Origin of the sequence: Plantibacter sp. M259 (assembly GCF_006065115.1) — a bacterium.
Lineage (GTDB): Bacteria > Actinomycetota > Actinomycetes > Actinomycetales > Microbacteriaceae > Plantibacter > Plantibacter auratus.
Genome location: NZ_CP040750.1, coordinates 2,522,248 through 2,541,033, shown reverse-complemented (window position 1 = coordinate 2,541,033; position 18,786 = coordinate 2,522,248). Strand labels below are relative to the sequence as shown.

General features: G+C 69.1%; 20 protein-coding genes. 9 read left to right on the top strand and 11 right to left on the bottom strand.

Annotated features, from left to right (window positions below):
* Positions 1 to 112: 112 nt before the first annotated feature.
* Genes FGL15_RS11865 through FGL15_RS11855 form a run of 3 tightly spaced genes read left to right on the top strand, consistent with a single transcriptional unit; the run spans position 113 to position 1,873 of the window.
* Positions 113 to 568 (top strand): phage holin family protein, encoded by a 456-nt coding sequence (locus tag FGL15_RS11865; protein WP_071261765.1) that lies wholly within the window; start codon positions 113 to 115, stop codon positions 566 to 568.
* Positions 565 to 807, top strand: coding sequence for a DUF3618 domain-containing protein (locus FGL15_RS11860; RefSeq protein ID WP_138946191.1), 243 nt, complete (start codon positions 565 to 567; stop codon positions 805 to 807). The genes FGL15_RS11865 and FGL15_RS11860 overlap by 4 nt, the downstream gene beginning before the upstream one ends.
* Positions 800 to 1,873 (top strand): YihY/virulence factor BrkB family protein, encoded by a 1,074-nt coding sequence (locus FGL15_RS11855; protein WP_240773522.1) that lies wholly within the window; start codon positions 800 to 802, stop codon positions 1,871 to 1,873. Before FGL15_RS11860 ends, FGL15_RS11855 begins: the two co-directional genes overlap by 8 nt.
* Before the next feature lie 94 nt (positions 1,874 to 1,967).
* Here the strand turns inward: FGL15_RS11855 and FGL15_RS11850 are convergent, their stop codons facing one another.
* The 3 genes from FGL15_RS11850 to FGL15_RS11840 all read right to left on the bottom strand — a co-directional run bounded on the left by FGL15_RS11850 (position 1,968) and on the right by FGL15_RS11840 (position 5,746).
* A complete protein-coding gene (locus FGL15_RS11850) occupies positions 1,968 to 2,864 on the bottom strand; it encodes an SDR family oxidoreductase (RefSeq protein WP_086472962.1) in 897 nt (298 codons plus the stop codon).
* 58 nt (positions 2,865 to 2,922) lie between these two features.
* Entirely contained in the window at positions 2,923 to 3,831 is a 909-nt protein-coding gene (locus FGL15_RS11845) for an SMP-30/gluconolactonase/LRE family protein (RefSeq protein ID WP_138946190.1), read from the bottom strand.
* 130 nt (positions 3,832 to 3,961) lie between these two features.
* Complete coding sequence (locus FGL15_RS11840; RefSeq protein WP_138946189.1) at positions 3,962 to 5,746, bottom strand: glycoside hydrolase family 15 protein; 1,785 nt, start codon at positions 5,744 to 5,746, stop codon at positions 3,962 to 3,964.
* Positions 5,747 to 5,915: 169 nt separating this feature from the next.
* Here FGL15_RS11840 and FGL15_RS11835 point away from each other — a divergent pair, with 169 nt between their 5' ends.
* Positions 5,916 to 6,755 (top strand): SDR family oxidoreductase, encoded by an 840-nt coding sequence (locus tag FGL15_RS11835; RefSeq protein WP_138946188.1) that lies wholly within the window; start codon positions 5,916 to 5,918, stop codon positions 6,753 to 6,755.
* A gap of 22 nt (positions 6,756 to 6,777) precedes the next feature.
* Here FGL15_RS11835 and FGL15_RS11830 read toward each other — a convergent pair whose 3' ends face one another.
* Positions 6,778 to 7,956 (bottom strand): FUSC family protein, encoded by a 1,179-nt coding sequence (locus tag FGL15_RS11830; protein ID WP_138946187.1) that lies wholly within the window; start codon positions 7,954 to 7,956, stop codon positions 6,778 to 6,780.
* A gap of 117 nt (positions 7,957 to 8,073) precedes the next feature.
* On the opposite strand from FGL15_RS11830, the gene FGL15_RS21260 reads away from it, so the two are divergent.
* A complete protein-coding gene (locus tag FGL15_RS21260; protein WP_255467562.1) occupies positions 8,074 to 8,202 on the top strand; it encodes a hypothetical protein in 129 nt (42 codons plus the stop codon).
* A 92-nt stretch (positions 8,203 to 8,294) separates the two neighbouring features.
* On the opposite strand, the gene FGL15_RS11825 is transcribed toward FGL15_RS21260, so the two are convergent.
* Entirely contained in the window at positions 8,295 to 8,858 is a 564-nt protein-coding gene (locus FGL15_RS11825; protein WP_138946186.1) for a Dps family protein, read from the bottom strand.
* Positions 8,859 to 9,046: 188 nt separating this feature from the next.
* Here FGL15_RS11825 and FGL15_RS11820 point away from each other — a divergent pair, with 188 nt between their 5' ends.
* The 3 genes from FGL15_RS11820 (at position 9,047) to FGL15_RS11810 (ending at position 10,108) form a co-directional block, all read left to right on the top strand.
* A complete protein-coding gene (locus FGL15_RS11820; RefSeq protein ID WP_064297077.1) occupies positions 9,047 to 9,367 on the top strand; it encodes a hypothetical protein in 321 nt (106 codons plus the stop codon).
* Positions 9,364 to 9,630, top strand: a complete 267-nt coding sequence (locus tag FGL15_RS11815) for a hypothetical protein (protein WP_138946185.1) — start codon at positions 9,364 to 9,366, stop codon at positions 9,628 to 9,630. Before FGL15_RS11820 ends, FGL15_RS11815 begins: the two co-directional genes overlap by 4 nt.
* Before the next feature lie 175 nt (positions 9,631 to 9,805).
* On the top strand, positions 9,806 to 10,108 hold the full coding sequence (locus tag FGL15_RS11810) for a hypothetical protein (protein ID WP_085512050.1): 303 nt from the start codon (positions 9,806 to 9,808) through the stop codon (positions 10,106 to 10,108).
* Positions 10,109 to 10,187: 79 nt separating this feature from the next.
* Here the strand turns inward: FGL15_RS11810 and FGL15_RS11805 are convergent, their stop codons facing one another.
* The 6 genes from FGL15_RS11805 to FGL15_RS11780 form a co-directional block, all read right to left on the bottom strand.
* Positions 10,188 to 12,500, bottom strand: coding sequence for a glycoside hydrolase family 3 N-terminal domain-containing protein (locus FGL15_RS11805; RefSeq protein ID WP_138946184.1), 2,313 nt, complete (start codon positions 12,498 to 12,500; stop codon positions 10,188 to 10,190).
* A complete protein-coding gene (locus FGL15_RS11800) occupies positions 12,497 to 13,549 on the bottom strand; it encodes an ABC transporter permease (RefSeq protein WP_079704857.1) in 1,053 nt (350 codons plus the stop codon). The genes FGL15_RS11805 and FGL15_RS11800 overlap by 4 nt, the downstream gene beginning before the upstream one ends.
* Before the next feature lies 1 nt (position 13,550).
* A complete protein-coding gene (locus tag FGL15_RS11795; RefSeq protein ID WP_056009241.1) occupies positions 13,551 to 14,534 on the bottom strand; it encodes an ABC transporter permease in 984 nt (327 codons plus the stop codon).
* Positions 14,531 to 15,328 carry an ABC transporter ATP-binding protein gene (locus FGL15_RS11790; protein ID WP_056009243.1) on the bottom strand — a complete coding sequence of 266 codons (798 nt, stop codon included), beginning with the start codon at positions 15,326 to 15,328 and terminating at the stop codon, positions 14,531 to 14,533. Before FGL15_RS11790 ends, FGL15_RS11795 begins: the two co-directional genes overlap by 4 nt.
* Positions 15,325 to 16,197, bottom strand: coding sequence for an ABC transporter ATP-binding protein (locus tag FGL15_RS11785; RefSeq protein ID WP_138946183.1), 873 nt, complete (start codon positions 16,195 to 16,197; stop codon positions 15,325 to 15,327). Before FGL15_RS11785 ends, FGL15_RS11790 begins: the two co-directional genes overlap by 4 nt.
* A gap of 103 nt (positions 16,198 to 16,300) precedes the next feature.
* On the bottom strand, positions 16,301 to 17,959 hold the full coding sequence (locus tag FGL15_RS11780) for an ABC transporter substrate-binding protein (protein ID WP_138946182.1): 1,659 nt from the start codon (positions 17,957 to 17,959) through the stop codon (positions 16,301 to 16,303).
* Between the two features lie 132 nt (positions 17,960 to 18,091).
* Between FGL15_RS11780 and FGL15_RS11775 the strand changes: the two genes are divergently transcribed.
* Complete coding sequence (locus FGL15_RS11775) at positions 18,092 to 18,739, top strand: TetR/AcrR family transcriptional regulator (protein WP_138946181.1); 648 nt, start codon at positions 18,092 to 18,094, stop codon at positions 18,737 to 18,739.
* The last annotated feature ends 47 nt before the right edge of the window (positions 18,740 to 18,786 follow it).

Here is an 18,786-nt window from a genome sequence, read left to right as displayed (position 1 = left end):
GTAACCAATTAAGGGTCGTCGTATTCCGTGATCGGCCGACACGCCTGTCAAGCCCTTGTCTCGCGCGCGCGAGCGGTGTGGGCTGGAGGACCACAACGAGAAGAGTGCTCACATGACCGATGCCAGCAGCGCGGCCGACCGCAGACGGAGTCGCCGCGGACTTCCTCCCATGAAGACCCTCCTCACCGACCTCCGCGAGGATGTCGTCCGCCTCGTCACGGGCGAGATCGCCCTGTTCAAGGCGGAGATGACGAAGAAGGCCAAGGACCTCGGGATCGGCGCGGGGATGCTCGTCGTCGCCCTCGTGCTCGTGCTCTTCGGCTTCGGGACGCTCATCGCGGCAGCCGTCCTCGGACTCGCCACCGTGCTCCCCGCCTGGCTCGCCGCCCTCATCGTCGGCGTCGTCCTCATCCTCGTCGCCGGGATCCTGGCACTCGTCGGCGTCAAGAAGCTCAAGGCCGGCGCGAAGCCCGTTCCCGAGCGCAGTGTCGAAGCCCTCACCGGCGACCACCTCGCAGAGCACCAGCAGCACGACTCGAAGCACGACACCAAGGAGGCCGCAGCATGAGCGACCAGGATCTCGCCCGACCCACTCCCTCCGAGGGCGCCGGACTGAACACCCTGCAGCTCGACGTCGAACAGACGCGCGAGCACCTCGCGCAGACGCTCGACCTCCTCTTCCAGAAGTTCGACGTCCGCACCGCGGTCGCGTACCACCTGCGCACCACCGCCATCGTCGTCGCGTCGGTCGCGGTCGTCGGTGCCGGCGTCCTGCTGTGGCGTGCGAACCGAGGGCACCGTGTCTGAGTCCGCCAAGGAGGACCGTCTCGATCGGAGCACGGCTGACGATCCGCGGAACCGCGATGCGGACCACGCGGAAGAGACGATGAACCCGCAGCGCGTCTCCGTGCCCTGGGGCTACGTCCTGAAGCGGACGCTGCACTCCTTCACCTCGAACCAGTGCACCGACCTTGCCGCGGGGCTCACGTACTTCGCGATCCTGTCGCTCTTCCCTGCGGTCCTCGCACTCGTCTCGATCCTCGGCCTCTTCGGGCAGAGCCGGAACGGGACCGACGCGCTCCTCGAGATCGTCGGCAACCTCGCCCCGGGCGACAGCCTCGGCTTCCTGACCGACGCGGTGAACCAGTTCGTCGAATCGCCCGCGATCGGCTTCGCGCTCGTCGTCGGTATCGCAGGTGCCGTGTGGTCGGCATCCGGGTACGTGGGCGGCTTCGGACGCGCGCTCAACCGCATGTACGGGGTCGAGGAGGGTCGCAAGATCTGGTCGCTGCGCCCCGTCCAACTCGGCGTGACCCTCGTCGTCCTCCTCGTGATCTCGGTGATCGCCCTCGCGCTCATCGTGTCCGGCCCGGTCGCGCAGGCCATCGGACAGGCGGTCGGTCTCGGTGAGACGGGCCTCACGGTCTGGTCCATCGCGAAGTGGCCGGTCATGGCCGCCGCGCTCGTCTTCGTCATCGCCGTGCTGTACTCCGCGACGCCGAACATCAAGCCGGAGAAGTTCCGCTGGATCAGCATCGGAGCGCTCGCCGCTCTCCTGATTCTGCTTATCGCCTCGCTCGGCTTCGGCTTCTACATCGCCAACTTCAGCAACTACGACGCCACCTACGGCTCGCTCGCCGGCATCATCATCTTCCTGCTGTGGATCTGGATCGCGAACCTCGCGCTGCTGTTCGGCGCCCAGCTCGACATCGAGATCCAGCGCGGCCGTCAGCTCGCCTCGGGTGTCGCCGCGGAGCAGGAGCTGCAGCTGCCCCTGCGGTCGGACGCCGCGATCAAGGCGCTCGCCGACCGCGACGCGAAGGACGCCCTCGAGGGCCGTCGGGTCCGGCGTGCAGCGGACCGCACGGACTGACCCAAACAGCCCGCGAACTGTCAGAAACGGCTAGTCGGACGGCGTCGGACTAGCCGGAACTGACAGTTCGCGGGCTGCTGCGGGGTGGGACGGGTTACGGCGTGGGCATACCGCCGTTGACGTTCAGGGTCTCACCGAGGACGTAGGACGACTCCGCCGACGCGAGGAACACGTAGGCGGGCGCGAGCTCGGCCGGCTGGCCCATGCGGCCGAGCGGAGTGTCCTCGCCGAACTCGGCGATCTTGTCCTGTGGCTGTCCGTCGGACACCTGGAGCGGCGTCCAGATGGGGCCGGGCGCGACCGCGTTGACGCGGATGCCCTTGGGCGCGAGCTGCTGCGCCAGCGCCTTTGTGAAGGCGTTGATGGTCGCCTTGGTCGACGCGTAGTCCACGAGGATGTCGGAGGGCGAGTACGCCTGGATCGACGTCGTGTTGATGATGGACGAGCCTGCCGGAAGGTGCGGGAGGGCGGCCTTCGAGAGCCAGAACATCGCGTAGACGTTGGTCTTGAAGGTGTCGTCGAACTGCTCGTCCGTGAGGGTGGTGAGGTCCTCGTTGAACATCTGCTTGCCGCCGTTGTTCACGAGGATGTCGAGTCCTCCGAGGCCCTCGACCGTCTGCGCGACGAGGTCGCGGCAGTAGGACGGGTCGCGCAGGTCGCCCGGCAGGGTGAGGACGGTGACGCCGGCCTCGCGAACGATGCCGGCGATGCGCTGCGCGTCCTCTTCCTCCTCCGGGAGGTAGGACAGGGCCACGGAGGCACCCTCGCGGGCGAAGGCGATCGCGGTGGCGGCACCGATACCGGAGTCGCCGCCGGTGATGAGCGCCTTGCGGCCGGTGAGGCGACCCGAGCCGCGGTAGCTCTCCTCGCCGAGGTCGGCCTTGGGGTCGAGCTTCGCGTCGAGGCCGGGCTCGGGCTGGTGCTGCTTCTCGGCGGTGATGTGGGCGTAGAGCTTCGCCGGGTCGGTGAAGGTGTACTGGTCGTTGGCCATGGTGATGGTCCTCTCGTTCAGTGTTCGGTCGTGGTCGGACAGGTCGGAATGGTTCAGGTCAGATGCGGTCGGTCGCCGGGTCGGGCACCGAGGTCGATCGGCGTCCGTAGGAATTGACGGGTCGGCCGGTCGCGAGTCCGTCGAATCGGAAGATGCCCCCGCTGAGCGGTGCGTCCACCAGGTCCGCCTCGGTGAGGTTCTCGCGGGCCGTTCCGACGAAGAGCGTCGTGAGCTCGGGCCCACCGAAGGCCACCGAGGTGACGCCTGGCGCCGGCACGGTGAGCTCGTCCTCGACGGTGCCGTCGGGGCTCCACCGGAGCACACGACCGTCGCCGTTGACGCCGTTCCAGAATCGACCCTCGGTGTCGAGCGCGAGGCCGTCGGAGTCGTAGCCGACGAGGAAGGGCTCCAGCGGCCCGAGGCGGCCGTCCTCGTCCGTGGCCGCCCGGTAGACCGTCTTGGCCGCGGTGTCGGTCACGTACACGGTGCGACCGTCGTCGGACCACTCGAAGCCGTTGGTGACGCCGAAGCCGCCGAGGAGCGTGCGGAGTCCGGTGTCGTCGAGCAGGTACAGGGCCGCATTCGGTTCGCCGGTGGTGACGTTCATGGAGCCGACGAGGAACCGGCCGAACGGGTCGACCTTCGCCTCGTTGCTGCGCAGGCCGGCGTGGACGTGGTCGAGCTTCACCAGGGTCTCGGCGATGAGCCCATCGTCGTCGAGGGTGACGATGCGGTCACCGAGTGCGGCGATGTATCCGCCGGCGGCGCGCGGCTGCACGGCGCTCAGCGGCGGTGGGAGTTCGGTGACGCGGTCGTCACGGCCGTCGACGGCTCCGTCGATCGGACCACGATGAAGCGTGCCCGCGGTGATGTCGACCCAGACGACCTCGTCGGTGCGCGCGTCCCACCAGATGCTCTCGACGAGGATCGCGGGGGTGTCTCGGAAGACCTGTGGGTGAACATCCATCGCCTCCACGGTACGGACCCGGACGGGTGTCCCCGCGGGGCTTGCTTTCCCAGCATCGGGCGGGTACCCGCGTGCGTGCCCTTCGACACTTCGACAGGCTCAGTGCGGCGCAGCTGAGGGACCGGGGACTTCAATCCTGCTCGGTGAGCTCCTTGATCGTGAGGGCCGCGTTGATGAGCGCGAGGTGGCTCAGCGCCTGCGGGAGGTTGCCCCAGTGTGCACCGTCGGCCGGGTCGATCATCTCGGCGAGGATCCCGACGTCGTTGGTCATGCCGACGAGCTCGTCCATGGCCGCGATCGCCTCGTCGTGACGGCCGACGCAGGCAAGCGCGGAGGCCCGCCAGAACGCACAGGCGACGAAGGTGTACTCCTCCTGCTGCACCCCCGAGTACCGGTACAGCAGCGCCCCCTCGCCGAGTTCGGCCGTCAGCGCGTCGATCGTCGAGGACATCCGGTCACCGCGGTCGAACCCGCTCATCGCGTGCAGCAGCACGGAGGCGTCGAGGTCGTCGCTCCCGGGGAACATGACGTACGCCCCGCGCTCTTCGTTCCACCCGTGCTCGTCGATCCACTCCCGGATGCGGGTCTGCTCAGTGCGCCAGCGGTCGGCACTGCCGGCGACCTGCCCGAGCTCCGCCAGGTGCACGGCGTCACCGAGCGCCTGCCAGCAGCCCATCTTCGACGACACGTAGTGCTCCTCCTGGGGCAGCTCCCACATGCCGGCGTCGCGGTTCCGCCACAGGTCGCAGGTGCGGTCGGCGACCTCGGCGAGGAGACGGCCGGTCTCCACGTCGAGGACGTTGCCTGCGTCGACGTAGGTGCGGCAGATCGCGAAGAGGTCGCCGTAGACGCCGAGCTGCAGCTGCCCCTGAGCCGGGTTCCCACTGACCACCGGACCGATGCCGCGCCAGCCGGCGACATCGTGCTCGACGACCCCGTCGGGTACGCCTCCTTCGAGTCCGTAGAAGATGTGCAGCTCCGGCCCGTTCTCGCGGATGGTGCGCAGCAACCAGGACACGGCCGCGTGCGTCTCCTCGCGGAGGCCGAAGCGTACGAGGGCGTGCGCGGTGTACGCGAGGTCGCGCACCCAGGCGAAGCGGTAGTCCCAGTTCTTGGCCCCGCGCGGGTTCTCCGGCAGCGAGGTGGTCGCCGCGGCCGCGATGGCACCCGTGGGGCTGAAGATCAGGAGTTTGAGCGCGAGCGCACTCCGCTGCACCTGATCCGCCCAGGGGCCTTCGTAGGAGAAGGCACGGGACCAGGCGCGCCAGTTGTCGATCGTCCGATCGATACCCACGTCGACGTTCGCCGGGACCGGGAGATGGATCGGCTCACCGTGGGTGGCGACGATGATCAGCAGGTGGCGGGAGTCCTCGGCTGTGGTGAAACGACCGGAGAGCTCCGTCGGCAAGGCCCCGTCGACCTCGACCGCCTCCGGCCCGTACTCGTCGCCGACGACCGCGATCGTCGTCGCACCGGATCGGATGATGGGGCCGCCGGTGCTGTCCTGGATCCACGGCGAGGCCGTCCCGAGCGCTGTCCCTGGACGCACCCGCCAGGTGAACTCGACGCTGCCGGACACCCCGTCGATCCGGCGCGCGAGTTCGGCCCAGGGCAGGCGACCCGCGATGCCGGTGACGAGCGCGTCCGTGATCGTCGCACGCCCGTGCTCGGTCGTGAAGGTCGTGCGCAACACGTTGGTGCCGGACACGTAGCGCCGCGTGACGGTGTACTCGCCGACCGGCTCGAGCTCGATGCACCCGCCGGAGTCGTCGTCGAGCAACCGGGCGAACACCGGCATGGAACCGAGGTCGGGGATCGGCAGCCAGTCGACCTGGCCACGGAGTCCGATGAGGGCGACGGTGCGGCCGTCCCCGATCGGTGCGTACGAACGGAGATCCTCGCCAGCTGCGGTCATGCGCTTCACCCTACGAGCCGCGACTCCGAATCGCCGGGGCTGGCGGCCCCGCCACGCGGCTGCTAGCGCGGGACGCCGGGTGCCGGGCGGGCGTCAACCCCTGGAGGCGGATCGCCCGGATCGGCTTGGGTGGAAGGACCGCAGACACAGCAGCACAGGGAGGAACACCATGAACCAGCCCGCTCAGCAGCAGCAGCCACCCGGAACCGAGGGTGAACTCACCCCGCAGGCCGACCACGGCGAGACCGGCTACCGGGGCTCGGGCAAGCTCGAGGGCAAGGTCGCCATCATCACCGGGGGCGACAGCGGTATCGGCAAGGCCGTCGCCATCGCCTACGCCCGCGAGGGGGCGGACGTCGTCGTCAGCTACCTCGACGAGGACGAGGACGCCGCCGACACGGTCCGCTGGATCGAGGAGGCCGGCCGGACCGCGCTCAGCATCGGTGGAGACCTGACGAGCCCCGAGCACTGCCGCGAGATCGTCCGCGCGACGGTCGAACGCTTCGGCAAGGTCGACATCCTCGTGAGCAACGCCGCGTACCAGATGACGCGGGAGACGCTCGCCGAGATCCCGGACGAGGAGTGGGACCACACGCTCGCCACGAACCTGAGCGCATTCTTCCACCTGAGCAAGGCGGCCGTCCCGCACATGGCTCCGGGCTCCTCGATCATCGCGACGAGCTCGGTGCAGGCCGACTCGCCGTCGCCGCAGCTCATGCCCTACGCCATGACCAAGGCGGGCCTCGCGAGCATGACCGCCTCACTCGCCCAGATGCTCGGCGGCGACGGCATCCGCGTGAACGCCGTCGCCCCCGGTCCGATCTGGACGCCCCTGATCCCGTCGACGATGCCGCCCGAGACGGTCGAGTCGTTCGGGACGGACACCCCGCTCGGGCGTCCGGGTCAGCCTGCCGAGGTCGCACCGCCCTACGTGCTGCTCGCCTCGGACGAGGGGAGCTACATCTCGGGCGCCGTCATCGCGGTGACGGGCGGCAAGCCGATCCTCTGAGGACCGGCGCGCCGGGCGCCGGTCAGGCGTCGGGCGACCGCTCCGAGCGCTCGATCTCGGCGTGGATGCGGCGCAGCGCGAACAGCAGGTTCTCGCCGCCCGCATCCTCCGCCGGGTCGTCGTCGTCCGGCTCCCGACCCGCCGCCCCGTTCGCGCCCGCGTGCGCCGAGCGCACCGCCCGTCGCAGCGTCGTCAGCGCCCGGTCGGAGGCACGCAGCGCCTCGGAGAGACGCTCGTCGTCGATCGCGGCCTCGACGAGGTCGGCGGACGCGTCGATCGCATCGGCGAGCGCGCTCTGGACGCCCTCATCGAGGTCGACCGGCACCGGGATCCCCCAGAGCGCCGCACGCAGGGCGTCACCGATCTCCACGACCACCGGGGCGATCCGCTCGAGGGCGGCGAGCGCCCCCTCATCCCCGCGGAAGTCGTGCCGGTTCCACCGCGTGCGCGGATTGGCCCGCCGGCTCTCCGCGGCGTCGCGCATCAGCCCGCGGGCTGCGTCGACGTCGTGCCGGATGGCGAGCAACGAGCTGTCCCAGGACGGTGGGTCGTCGGGGGTCGGTGCCGACTCGGATCGCAGGGTGTCCGACATGCTCCGGAGCGCACCGACCATCCGCGACCGCGCGGCCGATATCCCGGCTGCCGACTCGCGGACGAACAGCGGCGGCATGATGAGCAGGTTCACGAGGAGGCCGACGAGCACACCGAGCGCCATCTGCACGAGGTAGCCGACCGAGAAGTCGTTGGCGTTCGCTCCGCCGATGATGATGACGAAGAGCGCCGCGATCGGGACGTAGTCACGGCCCTGCCCGAGTCCCGGCAGGCCGGCGAGCAGCGTGCCGAGCCCGACCGACAGTGACACGGACACCCAGCCCGGCGCGGGCGAGATGATGAGCAGCCACGCGAGCCCGATGCCGAGGCCCAGCCCGACGAGGGTCTGCAGGCTCGAGCGCACCGAGTCCATGAGCGTCGGCGTGAGGCTCACGAGGGCGCCGAGTGGCGCGTAGTAGGAGAAGTCGCCGAGTTCGCCCGGGAGCAGGCTTCCGAGGAACCAGGCGGCGGTAGCCGCGATGGCCACCTTGAGCGCGAGCATGAGGCGCCAGGGGCGGAGCGCGGGCATGACCCACGCGCCGACCCGCTGTTTCGGCGTGCGGATGCTCCCCGTGGCGGTCGTGCGCCCGGTCACCTCATCGCCGCTCATCACAGCCGCCATGGTGGTCTGGCCCCGTCGAAGCGTCAACCCCCACGCGCTGATCAGCTCCGCGGCCTAGCGTTGGTCTGGTCATCTCCGATGGCGACACCCAGGAAGGAAGCGAACATGACGAACGCATCTGCATCATCCTCACGTCCCGACGCGGAAGAGATCCCCGACGGTTCGGGCTCCGACGGTTCCGAGCCGAACGACGGCGAGGACACGGCGTCGGGTGGCGGCGCCGACGACAAGTAGTCGTCGCCGGCCCTTGGTCGTCGACGAACGACCGGGCGGCGCTGCCGACGACGCGTGGTCGTCGGGCGCCGCCCAGGGTCACCGACTTCGGGTCAACGACTGCGGGTCGCCGTCCGGTTCTCCGCGCTGATCATCCACGCGAACTGCTCCAGCTGCTGGATGATCGCGTGGAGGATGTCCGCGCTCGTCGGGTCTTCCTCGTCGACGTCGTCGTGGACCCGACGCATCGTGCCGACGACCGCCTCGAGTCGGACGGTGATCAGGTCGATCGTCTCCGAGGTGTCGATCTCGCCCTGCGGGTACTCGGGCAGCGTCGTGGTCTCGGCGACGATGTCGCTGCGTCCGTCCGGCACGGCGTGCAGGGCACGCATGCGCTCCGCGACGGTGTCGCTGAACTCGCGCGCGGCGTCGATGATCTCGTCGAGCTGCAGGTGCGTGTCGCGGAAGTTGCGTCCGATGACGTTCCAGTGCGCCTGCTTGCCCTGGATCGACAGCTCGATGAGGTCGACGAGGACGGCCTGCATGTTGGCGTCGAGTTCCTTCGACGCGACGAAGCCCTTCTCGGCGTTCTGCCGACGGGTGGGCTTCGGCCCGGATCCTCCGGGAGCCGATCGGGTCGTGCTCTCGGTCTTGCTGGTCTTCTCTGCTGTTGCCATGGTTGGCACCTCCTGCACCGCAGGTTACGCACCGTACCTGTCGATCCCGGGGCCCTTGACATCGACGCCGAAGCATCCCATTCGCGCCCGCGCGGCCGCCAGCTGGGTTTTCGGAGCCGAGAGTCTTAAGGTGAAGCGACACCGCGATAGACACCGCGTGACGCACGACGAGGAGAGCACGGCCCGCCATGGGAAAACTGATCTACGGTTCTGAGGTCTCGATCACCTTCGAGGACCGGCTGCTTGCGCACCTGCAGTTCGTGATCGGTGCGAAGCTCCGCCGGAACGAGGCCTTCTACTTCGGTTGGAAGGACGACCCGCGCGCCGGTGACGGACGCAGCGTCATCTGGATCCACCCCTCGGTGCCGTTGCGTTTCAAGTACTCGGGCAGCGTCCCGATCGACCTCAACCGCGCGTGGATCGACGCGCTCAACGTCACGGCGAACTCCGCCCACGGCCTCTCGGTCATCGCGGAGCCCGCTCCGAGCCGGACAGGACAAGTCGCATGAGCCGCATGGAGATCGTCTACCAGGGACTTCCGTACTCGATCGCCGTCGAGGACCCGGACGAGTTCCGCGCCGAGGTGCTCGACAGCATCTCCGCCGGAGAGTACCGCTGGCTGCAGGTCGACCGTGGTGAAGGCCAGCTCGAACCGATCAACCTGCTCGTCGGTCCCGGGATCGGCATCGCGATGGGCACACCGGACGGCCCGTCCCAGGACACCCCGTCCTCAGCACTCCCCCAGGGGCAGGACCCCGACCTGCTGTCCTGACCTCCGCGTCGAAGCGCATAGCGCAGCCGATACCTCGAAATCAACAGTTGAGGGCGAGGATTTCAGGTTTTCTAGACTTGTCCGGCGGACGTTGAAGTGGGTCTCCAGGCTGGCCGCTCGACACCGGCGCATCTCGCCGTGTCGATCGTCGGAGGTCCGGAGAAGGGCACAGCACATGGGCGCGATCGTATACGGAACGGGCGAGAACCGGTTCCACCTCGAGGACCGGATGCTGGCTCACGTCAAGACCATCACCCTCATGAAGCTCCGCCGGAACGAGTCGTTCTCGGTGACGCTGCGCGACACCTCGACGGAACGCGGCCGCGTCACGCTCTGGCTGCACCCGTCGATCCCGCTGCAGTTCAGCTTCGATTCGGACGAGACGTTCGAGATGGACCGGCCCCTGCTGGAGGATCTCATGCACGGCGCCAACGGCGGCGAGGTCACCGTCCGCGCTGACGCGGACGAACTGGCGTAGTCGTCGCGAGCTCTCACGGGCACCGCACGAAACAGGAGGGACTTCGTGCGGCCCCGTGAGGGTCCCGCCGGCCGACGGCTCAGTCGGCGATCGTGAAGCGGACCGCGTGCAGCGCATCGGCCCGTGACGAGCCGCCCACCCGCAGCTCGAACTCGCCCGCTTCGACGACCCGTCGTCCCCTGGCGTCGACGATCGAGCAGTCGGCGACGGGCAGTTCGATCGTGACCGTCGCTGTGTCGCCCGGTTCGATCGCGACCTGCCGGAACGTCTTCAGCTCCTGGTCGGCCCAGCTCACAGAGGTGACGAGGTCGCTGACGTACACCTGTACGGTCTCGAGGACGGGGCGCGAGCCGCTGTTGTGCACCTCGACCTCGGCGCGCACGGTGGCGTCACGTCCGTAGACGACCTGGTCGAGGCGCGGCTCCCCGTACTCGACGCTCGAGTAGGACAGCCCGTCGCCGAACGCGAACGCGGGCTCCTGCGTGAGGTCGGCGTAGCGGTCGCCGTGCTGGCCGCGGATCTGGTTGTAGTACGTCGGCTGCTGGCCGGCGTGCCGCGCGAAGGAGATCGGCAGGCGACCGGTCGGCTCGATGAGACCGAGCAGGAGTTCCGCGATAGCGCGGCCACCCTGCATGCCGGGGCTCGCCGCCCACACGATCGCGTCGGCGTGCAGCGCGGACGGCGGCAGCACGAGCGGCTTCGAGGCGAGCAGGACCACGACGAGCGGCTTGCCGGTGGCGGCCAGGGCGTCGAGCAGTGCCACCTGTCCGCCGATGAGCTCGAGCGTCGCGGTGGAGCGGCCCTCCCCCACGAGCTCGATGCGGTCGCCCACGACGGCGACGACCACGTCGGCGTCCTCGGCCAGCGCGACGGCTTCCGCGATGAGCGCCTCGTCGGGTCGCGCGGGCGTGACGAGCGGCGGACGCGGCTGACCGTCGGGGAAGGTCGCCCCCGCGGGATCCGGTGACAGCGTGAGGATGTCGGCTCCGAACGCGGTCGTGACCGTGCTCCCGGCGGGTGCGACCGCGCGCAGGCCGTCGACCACGGTGGTGATCATCTCGCGCGGCTGGCCGTCGGGCAGCCAACCGGCCTGGCCGGAGTTGCCCGCCCAGTCGCCGAGCTGCATCTGCGCGTCGTCCGCGAGCGGACCCACGACGGCGATGCGCTGCGGCCCGGCCTCAGGCGTCGCGATCGCCCTGCCTGCCTCGTCCGCCCGGTAGCCGCCGGCGAGCGGCAGCACGCCCTTGTTGCGCAGCAGGACGAGCGAGCGACGCGCGGTCTCGAGGTTGAGTTCGGTGTGCTCCGGCGAGCCGATCACCGCGAGCTGCTCCGCGGCGTCCGGGTGCCGCGGAAGCTCGAACAGGCCGAGCGCGAACTTCAGGGTGAGGATGCGACGGACCGCCCGGTCGAGGTCGGCCTCCTCGAGCAGCCCGCGCTCGAGCGCCTCCAGAGCGCCCGCGAAGAAGCCAGGCGTGGTCATCACCATGTCGTTGCCGGCACGGATCGCGGCAGCCGAGGCGTGCACGTAGTCCGGGCTGACGTGCTGCTCCCACACCATGCGGCCCACGTTGTCCCAGTCGGTGATGAGCGTCCCCTCGTACCCCCACTCGCCGCGCAGCACGTCGTTGAGCAGCCACTCGTTGACCGTGATCGGCACCCCGTCGATCGACTGGTAGCCGAGCATGAAGCTGGCGCAGCCCTCGCGAGCGACCCGCTCGAACGGCGGGAGGAACCATGACCGCAGTTTGCGCGGGGAGATGTCGGCCTCGCTCGCGTCGCGCCCACCCTGCGTCTCGGAGTAGCCGGCGAAGTGCTTGGCCGTCGCGAGGATGGCGGTCGGGTCGGACAGGCCGTCGCCCTGGTAGCCGCGCACCATCGCGGAGGCCAGCTCACCGATGAGGAACGGGTCCTCGCCGAAGGTCTCACCGACGCGCCCCCAGCGGAGGTCGCGGGCGATGCAGAGCACCGGCGAGAACGTCCAGTGGACACCCGTCGCGGCGACCTCGACGGCCGTGGCCCTGGCGACCCGCTCGAGCAGCTCGGCGTCCCAGCTCGCGGCCATCGCCAGTTGCGTGGGGAAGATCGTCGCGCCGAGGTGGAAGGAGTGACCGTGGATGCAGTCCTCCCCCACGATCAGCGGGATCCGCAGTCGCGTCCGCCCGACGAGTTCATGGGCGACCGCGAGACGCTCCGGTGACGCATGCAGGATCGAGCCGACGTGCGTCTCGAGGACGTGCGCCTCGATGTCGTCGCGCGCGTCGAGCTGCATCATCTGCCCGACCTTCTCGCGGACGGTCATCCGCTCGACGAGGTCGTCGACGCGGGCCGCGATGGGCAGCGTGGCGTCGAGGTAGCGGGCGTCCTCGAGGTGAGGGGCGGTGTCGGTCTTCATCGTTCGGTGGCTCCAGCGCGTTCGGTGTGGGTCGTGTCGGTGATCGTGGACGGGCCGGTCGTCTCGGTGCGGACGGCGGTGACGCTCGCCCCGGGCTTGATGCCGCGCTTGCGGAGGGCCCTGGCGCGTTCACCCGCCGAGCGGAGCCTCGGGTTCACGTACTCGTCGATCCCGAAGTTGATGAGCGACAGCGCGACACCGAGCAGGGCGATGCAGACACCGGCGGGCACGTACCACCACCAGAAGTCGGGGAACGCACCGTTCTGCTGCGCCCAGAACAGGATGGTGCCCCAGTTGAGGTTCGTGATGGGAATGACGCCGATGAACGCGAGCGTGGTGAGCCCGAGCACTGCAGCGGTCACCGTGCCGACGAAGCTCGAGGCGATGATGGCGGTGAGGTTCGGCAGCATCTCGACGGTGATGATCCGGAAGAGGGACTCCCCGTTCGCCTTCGCGGCCTGGATGAAGTCACGGTTCCGCAGCGACATCGTCTGCGCGCGGAGCACCCGGCCGCCCCACGCCCACCCGGTGAGCGCCAAGACGCCGGCGATGAGGAACAGGCTCGGGTTGTCGTATTGGGACGCCACGATGATCATGAGCGGCAGCCCCGGGATGACGAGGAACACGTTCGTCAGCGCGGAGAGCGACTCGCTCGTGAACCCGGAGACGTACCCGGCGGTGACCCCGATGGCGACGGCGATGATCGTCGCGAAGATCCCGGCGAGGAAGCCGACGAGGAGCACGCCGCGGGTGCCGTAGATGAGCTGGCTCAGGACGTCCTCGCCCATGTGCGTGGTGCCCAGCAGGTGCGCGGCGGACGGTGCCTGGCGCAGCGCGGTGAAGTCCTTCTCGAGCGGGCCGTACGGCGCGATGAGGTCGCCGAAGACCGCGACGAGGACGAAGAACCCGAGGATGCAGAGCCCCGCGATCGACTTGCCGTTCCGGAACATCGCGAACGACGACGCGAACCGGGCGGCGAACGAGCGACCCGCGGGCGTCGGCTTGGGCGCCTCGGCGGTGGCGAGGGCCTCGGTGGTGGGGATGGTCATGTCAGGACTCCATCTGGCGGGTGCGGGGGTCGAGCACCGCGTAGGCGACGTCGGCCAGGATGTTCGCGACGAGGACGGTGAGCGTGATGACGAGGAAGAGCCCCTGCATGAGCGGGTAGTCCTTCGCCGTCGTGGCGTCGAGCAGCAGCTTGCCGACGCCCGGGTAGGAGAAGACCATCTCCATGACGATCGTGCCGCCGACGATGAAGCCGAGCGACAGGGCGAAGCTCGACAGCTGCGGCAGCATCGCGTTGCGTGCGGCGTAGTCCACGAGCACCCGGCGGGTCGGCAGTCCCTTCGCCTGGGCGACGGTCACGTAGTCCTCGTCGAGCACGGTGACCATCATGTTGCGCATGCCGAGGATCCAACCGCCGAGTGAGGCGAGCACGATCGTCGCCGCCGGGAGGAAGCCGTGCGCGATCACCTGGCCGATGAAGTCGAGCGTGAACTCGGGCCTCGACCCCTTGCCGTAGGCGTGGGAGGCGGGGAACCAGCCGAGCAGGGTGGAGAACACCGCGATCGCGATGAGGCCCATCCAGAAGTACGGCACCGTCGAGAAGAAGGTGGACAGCGGGACGATGAAGTCCGCCTTGCTGCCGCGTCGCCAGCCGATGAGGGCGCCGATGGAGGTGCCGAGGACGAACGACAGGATCGTCGCGATCCCGACGAGACCAACGGTCCACGGCAGGGCCGCGGCGATCACGTCGGTGACCGGCGCGAGGCCCTTCGAGAAGGACCGTCCGAGGTCGCCCGAGAACAGGAGCCGCCAGTAGTCGAGGTACTGCTCGAGCATCGACTTGTCGGCGTCGAGTCCGAACAGGGTGCGCAGCGAGTCCGCGGCCTCGGGACTGATGCGGCCCTGGTTCTTCGCGATGTACGCCGAGACCGGATCGCCCTTGAGCATGCGCGGTAGGAAGAAGTTGATCGTGATCGCGGCCCACGCGGTGAACGCGTAGAAGGCGGCGCGACGGAGGAAGAAGGTCATGCGATGGTCTCCGTTCCCGCGAAGTGGCGGTCGGGGTCGGGCGACGCGTTGCGGAGAGCGAGCGTGTAGGGGTGCTGCGGGCGGAGGATCACGTCGTCGGCCGGGCCCCGCTCGACCACCTCACCGTGGTGCAGGACCATGATCTCGTCGCTGAAGTGCCGCGCGGTCGCGAGGTCGTGCGTGATGTAGAGCACACCGAGTTGCGACTCGCGCTGCAGCTCGGCCAGGAGGTTGAGGACGCCCAGCCGGATGGAGACGTCGAGCATCGAGACAGGCTCGTCGGCGATGAGGAGGGACGGACGCGACGCGAGCGCACGGGCGATGGCGACCCGCTGGCGCTGACCGCCGGACAGTTCGTGGGGCCGGCGGTCGATCGTGCCGGCCGGGTCGAGCTGCACGCGCTCGAGGAGGCGGTGCACCTCGTCCTCCACCTCGGCCTCGGGGACGACGTGGTCGAGGCGCAGCGGTCGCTCCAGATGGTGACGGATCGTGTGCGACGGGTTCAGCGAGGCGAACGGGTCCTGGAAGACCATGCGGACCTGCTGGCGGTAGCGGCGGAGTGCACGACCACGACGCGGGATCGCCTTGCCGTCGAGCAGGATGTCGCCGCTCGTCGCCCGCTCCAGCTGGGTGAGGATCTTCGCGATGGTCGACTTGCCACTGCCGGACTGTCCGACCAGGGCGAGCGTCTGGCCGGACCGCAGGGTGAAACTGACGTCGTCGAGCGCGAGCATGTGACCGGAGCCACGGACCCGGTAGCGCTTCGAGACGTGCGAGAACTCGAGGGTGGTCATGCGGTCACTCCTGCCTGGGTGGCTGACGTGGCGGCACCGGTCCCGCGGACGAAGTCGCCGCGCTCGCCGGTGAGGCTCGGGAAGGACGCGAGCAGCTTCCGCGTGTACGGGTCCTTCGCCTGTCGATAGATGCGTTCCGCCGTGTCGATCTCCACGAGCCGGCCGGCACGCATGACGGCGATGCGGTCGGAGATCTCGAGGAGCAGCGGGAGGTCGTGGGTGATGAAGATGACCGAGAAGCCGAACTCGGTGCGGAGCTCGGAGATCTGCTGGAGAATCTCGCGCTGCACGAGCACGTCGAGCGCGGTGGTCGGCTCGTCCATGATCATCAGCTGCGGCTTCAGGGCGAGCGCCATCGCGATCATGACCCGCTGGCGCATGCCGCCGGAGAGCTCGTGGGGGTAGGACTTCAGGCGGTCGCGGCCGACCCCGACGATGTCGAGCAGCTTGCCCGCCTCCTCGCGACGTTCGGCGCGTGACATGCCCCGGCGGTGCGTGGTGAAGACGTCGTCGAGCTGCCGCCCGATCGAGGTGACCGGGTTGAGGGCGTTCATCGCACCCTGGAACACCATGGAGGCCTTGTCCCAGCGGAATGCGCGCATCTCCTCCTCGCCGAGCCGGCCGAGGTCGATGTCCTCGCCGGACTCGTCGTGGAAGACGGCGGTCCCGCCCGTGATGACCGCCGGTGGTTTGAGGAGCCGTTGCAGGCCGTAGGCGAGGGTGGTCTTGCCGCAGCCGGACTCGCCGGCCAGGCCGAGGATCTCGCCCCGGCGGAGGGTGAGCGAGACGTCGCGCACGGCTTCGACGGGTGGTTCCACGTCGTAGGTGACGCTGAAGGAGGACACCGTCAGCAGGTCGTCGTTGGTCACTGCATGAGTCCGTTCTGTGCTGATCGCGGTGCATGCCGTTGCGCATGCGGGAGGTGACGGGCGGGGCGGATGAGCGCCCCGCCCGTCGGTGTGGTGCCCGTGCCTACTTCGCGGCCTTGAGCTGCGTGAGGATGTAGACCGCGGTCGGCTGCGTCGGGTCGGCGGGCGCGTAGGGGTCGTCCTCGCTCGGCCATCCGGTGTAGTTCCGCGTGTTGTACGAACCGATGAACGGGCGCGTGCCGATCGGCATGGCCGGGACGTCGGAGACGAACAGCTTCTGCACGGTCTCGAGGGCGGCTGTGCGCGTGGCGTCGTCCGTCGCGTTGGCGTAGGCGGCGAGCGCCGCGGTGGCCTCCGGGCTGTCGTAGCGACCGAAGTTGAAGTCGGCCGCCTCACCCTCGGCGACGAGCCAGCGGCCGTCCATGATGTCGGAGTACAGGTCGTACGGCGTCGCGCCGGTGTCGGTCCAGTGCAGGATGGCCTGGAAGTCGCCGTCCGACTTCGCCGCCCACCAGGTGTCCTGGTCGGGGGTGTCGACCGTGGCGGTGACGCCCAGTGTCTTGACCGAGTCGGCGATGAGGCTGATGCCGGTCACGTAGTCGTTCCAGCCCTGCGGCACCGACAGCGTGAAGGTGACGGCCTCGCCGGACGGGTCGGTGAGGACGTCGTCCTCCCAGGTGTAACCGGCGTCGGTCAGGACCTGCTTCGCAGCCTTCGCGTCGACGGTGTAGTCCTCGCCCTCGAACTCGGAGGCGATGAACGCGTCGCCCGCCGGGGTCGGGAGACCGGTCACGGAGCTGAGCTCGGGGACGCCGCCTTCACGGGCGATCTGCTGGTGCTGCTCGCGGTCGATCACGAGGTTCACCGCCTGGCGGAACGCGGGGTCGTTGAACGGCTTCGTCTGCGTGTTCACGAACATCGCGTCGACGGCGAGACCGGCGGCCGCCCAGTAGACGTTGTGTTCCTTGTCCTTGTCGAGGTACGCGGACTGCACGTTCGGGATGAAGGCCTGTGCCCAGTCGGCGTCGCCGTTCGCAAGGGCGGTGGTGAGGGCCGTGTTGTCGTTGTACGACACGTAGTAGAGCGTCGGCACGGCCGGCTGCTCCCCCCAGTAGTCGTCGCGGGCCGTGAGCTCGACGCTCTCGGTGCTGAAGCTCGTGAGCGTGTACGGACCGGTGCCGACGGGCTCCGGGTTCTCGAAGGTGGCGGGGTCGTCGACGGACTCCCACACGTGCTTCGGGACGATCTGCTTGAGGAGCACCTTGTCCTGCTTCACGAACATGGGGTTCGTGAACGACAGGGTGACGGTGTCGCCCTCGGTCGCCACCGAGGTGAGGCCGAGGGCCGAGTTGTCGAGCTCCGGGTGGTCGATGAACTGCTGGAAGGTGAACGCGATGTCGTCGGCGCTGAACGCCTCGCCGTCGTTCCAGGTGACGCCGTCGCGGGCGGTCAGCGCGACGGAGGTGTAGTCGTCGGACCAGGCGATCTCGGACGCGAGCCAGGGCTTCACCTCGGCACTCGGGTCGACGAGGTTGACGATCGCGAGCGGCTCCAGGATCGCGTTGATGTAGCCGAGCTTCATGGCGGACGAGTCGCCGACGTAGGGGTTGTTGGATTCGGTGGCGATCGAGCCGTCCGGCTTCGCGATCGTCAGGGCGGCGCCGCTCTCGGGGCCGTCGCTCGACCCGCCGCCACCGGTGCATCCGGTGAGCAGCAGGGCTGTGGCCGCGAACGCGGCCAGCAGTGGGGTTCTCAGCTTCATCGCTTTCTCCTCTTGGGTGTGCGCTGCGGCAGTGCGGCGCAAGTCGGGATTCGGTGATAACTTACTGACCATTCAGTAAGTTGGCAAGCGCGGTAGTGTCGGGCGCATCGAGGCCCCCGCGGAACGGACACCATGAGCACGGTGAAACGACAGAACACGGCGAAACGACCGGCACAGCCACGCCCGGCGACCGTGGCGAGGCGAGCCGAGGTCGTCCGCTCCGCGCTCGACGTCTTCGGCGCCAAGGGCTACGCGAACGGCACCCTCATCGACATCGCCGAGCTCGTCGACATGACGCCGGCGGGCATCCTGCACCACTTCGGGTCGAAGGACCAGCTCCTCCTCGAGGTCCTCAGCTACCGCGACGCTACGGATGTGCAGGACCTCGACGACCAGCACATCCCCGGCGGCATCGACCTGTTCAAGCACCTGATCCGCACCGCCGCCGCGAACGCGCAGCGTGCCGGGATCGTGCAGGCGTTCGTCGTCCTGTCGGCGGAGTCGGTGACGGAGGACCACCCGGCCAGGCACTACTTCGACGACCGCTACCGGACGCTGCGGCGCGAGATCGCGGAGGCGTTCGAAGTCGTGTGCGCCGAGCGTGGCGTGGATGCGCCCGAGACGATCCACCGTGCGGCGGCGTCGATCCTGGCGGTCATGGACGGCCTGCAGGTCCAGTGGCTCATCGACCCCGCGGACGTCGACCTCGCCGAGACGAGCGAGTACGCGATCCGGGTCATCGTCGAGTCGGTGCTCGAGCCGGGAGCGCTGGACGGCTGAGTCGCCCGAATCGGTCCGTTTTCCGGCTGATTGCGAGCACTCTTGGG

Coding starts and splice junctions, on each gene's coding strand:
- FGL15_RS11865 (WP_071261765.1), top strand. CDS start 113: ATGACCGATGCCAGCAGCGCGGCCGACCGCAGACGGAGTCGCCGCGGA.
- FGL15_RS11860 (WP_138946191.1), top strand. CDS start 565: ATGAGCGACCAGGATCTCGCCCGACCCACTCCCTCCGAGGGCGCCGGA.
- FGL15_RS11850 (WP_086472962.1), bottom strand. CDS start 2,864: ATGGCCAACGACCAGTACACCTTCACCGACCCGGCGAAGCTCTACGCC.
- FGL15_RS11845 (WP_138946190.1), bottom strand. CDS start 3,831: ATGGATGTTCACCCACAGGTCTTCCGAGACACCCCCGCGATCCTCGTC.
- FGL15_RS11840 (WP_138946189.1), bottom strand. CDS start 5,746: ATGACCGCAGCTGGCGAGGATCTCCGTTCGTACGCACCGATCGGGGAC.
- FGL15_RS11835 (WP_138946188.1), top strand. CDS start 5,916: ATGAACCAGCCCGCTCAGCAGCAGCAGCCACCCGGAACCGAGGGTGAA.
- FGL15_RS11830 (WP_138946187.1), bottom strand. CDS start 7,956: ATGAGCGGCGATGAGGTGACCGGGCGCACGACCGCCACGGGGAGCATC.
- FGL15_RS21260 (WP_255467562.1), top strand. CDS start 8,074: ATGACGAACGCATCTGCATCATCCTCACGTCCCGACGCGGAAGAGATC.
- FGL15_RS11825 (WP_138946186.1), bottom strand. CDS start 8,858: ATGGCAACAGCAGAGAAGACCAGCAAGACCGAGAGCACGACCCGATCG.
- FGL15_RS11820 (WP_064297077.1), top strand. CDS start 9,047: ATGGGAAAACTGATCTACGGTTCTGAGGTCTCGATCACCTTCGAGGAC.
- FGL15_RS11815 (WP_138946185.1), top strand. CDS start 9,364: ATGAGCCGCATGGAGATCGTCTACCAGGGACTTCCGTACTCGATCGCC.
- FGL15_RS11810 (WP_085512050.1), top strand. CDS start 9,806: ATGGGCGCGATCGTATACGGAACGGGCGAGAACCGGTTCCACCTCGAG.
- FGL15_RS11805 (WP_138946184.1), bottom strand. CDS start 12,500: ATGAAGACCGACACCGCCCCTCACCTCGAGGACGCCCGCTACCTCGAC.
- FGL15_RS11800 (WP_079704857.1), bottom strand. CDS start 13,549: ATGACCATCCCCACCACCGAGGCCCTCGCCACCGCCGAGGCGCCCAAG.
- FGL15_RS11795 (WP_056009241.1), bottom strand. CDS start 14,534: ATGACCTTCTTCCTCCGTCGCGCCGCCTTCTACGCGTTCACCGCGTGG.
- FGL15_RS11790 (WP_056009243.1), bottom strand. CDS start 15,328: ATGACCACCCTCGAGTTCTCGCACGTCTCGAAGCGCTACCGGGTCCGT.
- FGL15_RS11780 (WP_138946182.1), bottom strand. CDS start 17,959: ATGAAGCTGAGAACCCCACTGCTGGCCGCGTTCGCGGCCACAGCCCTG.
- FGL15_RS11775 (WP_138946181.1), top strand. CDS start 18,092: ATGAGCACGGTGAAACGACAGAACACGGCGAAACGACCGGCACAGCCA.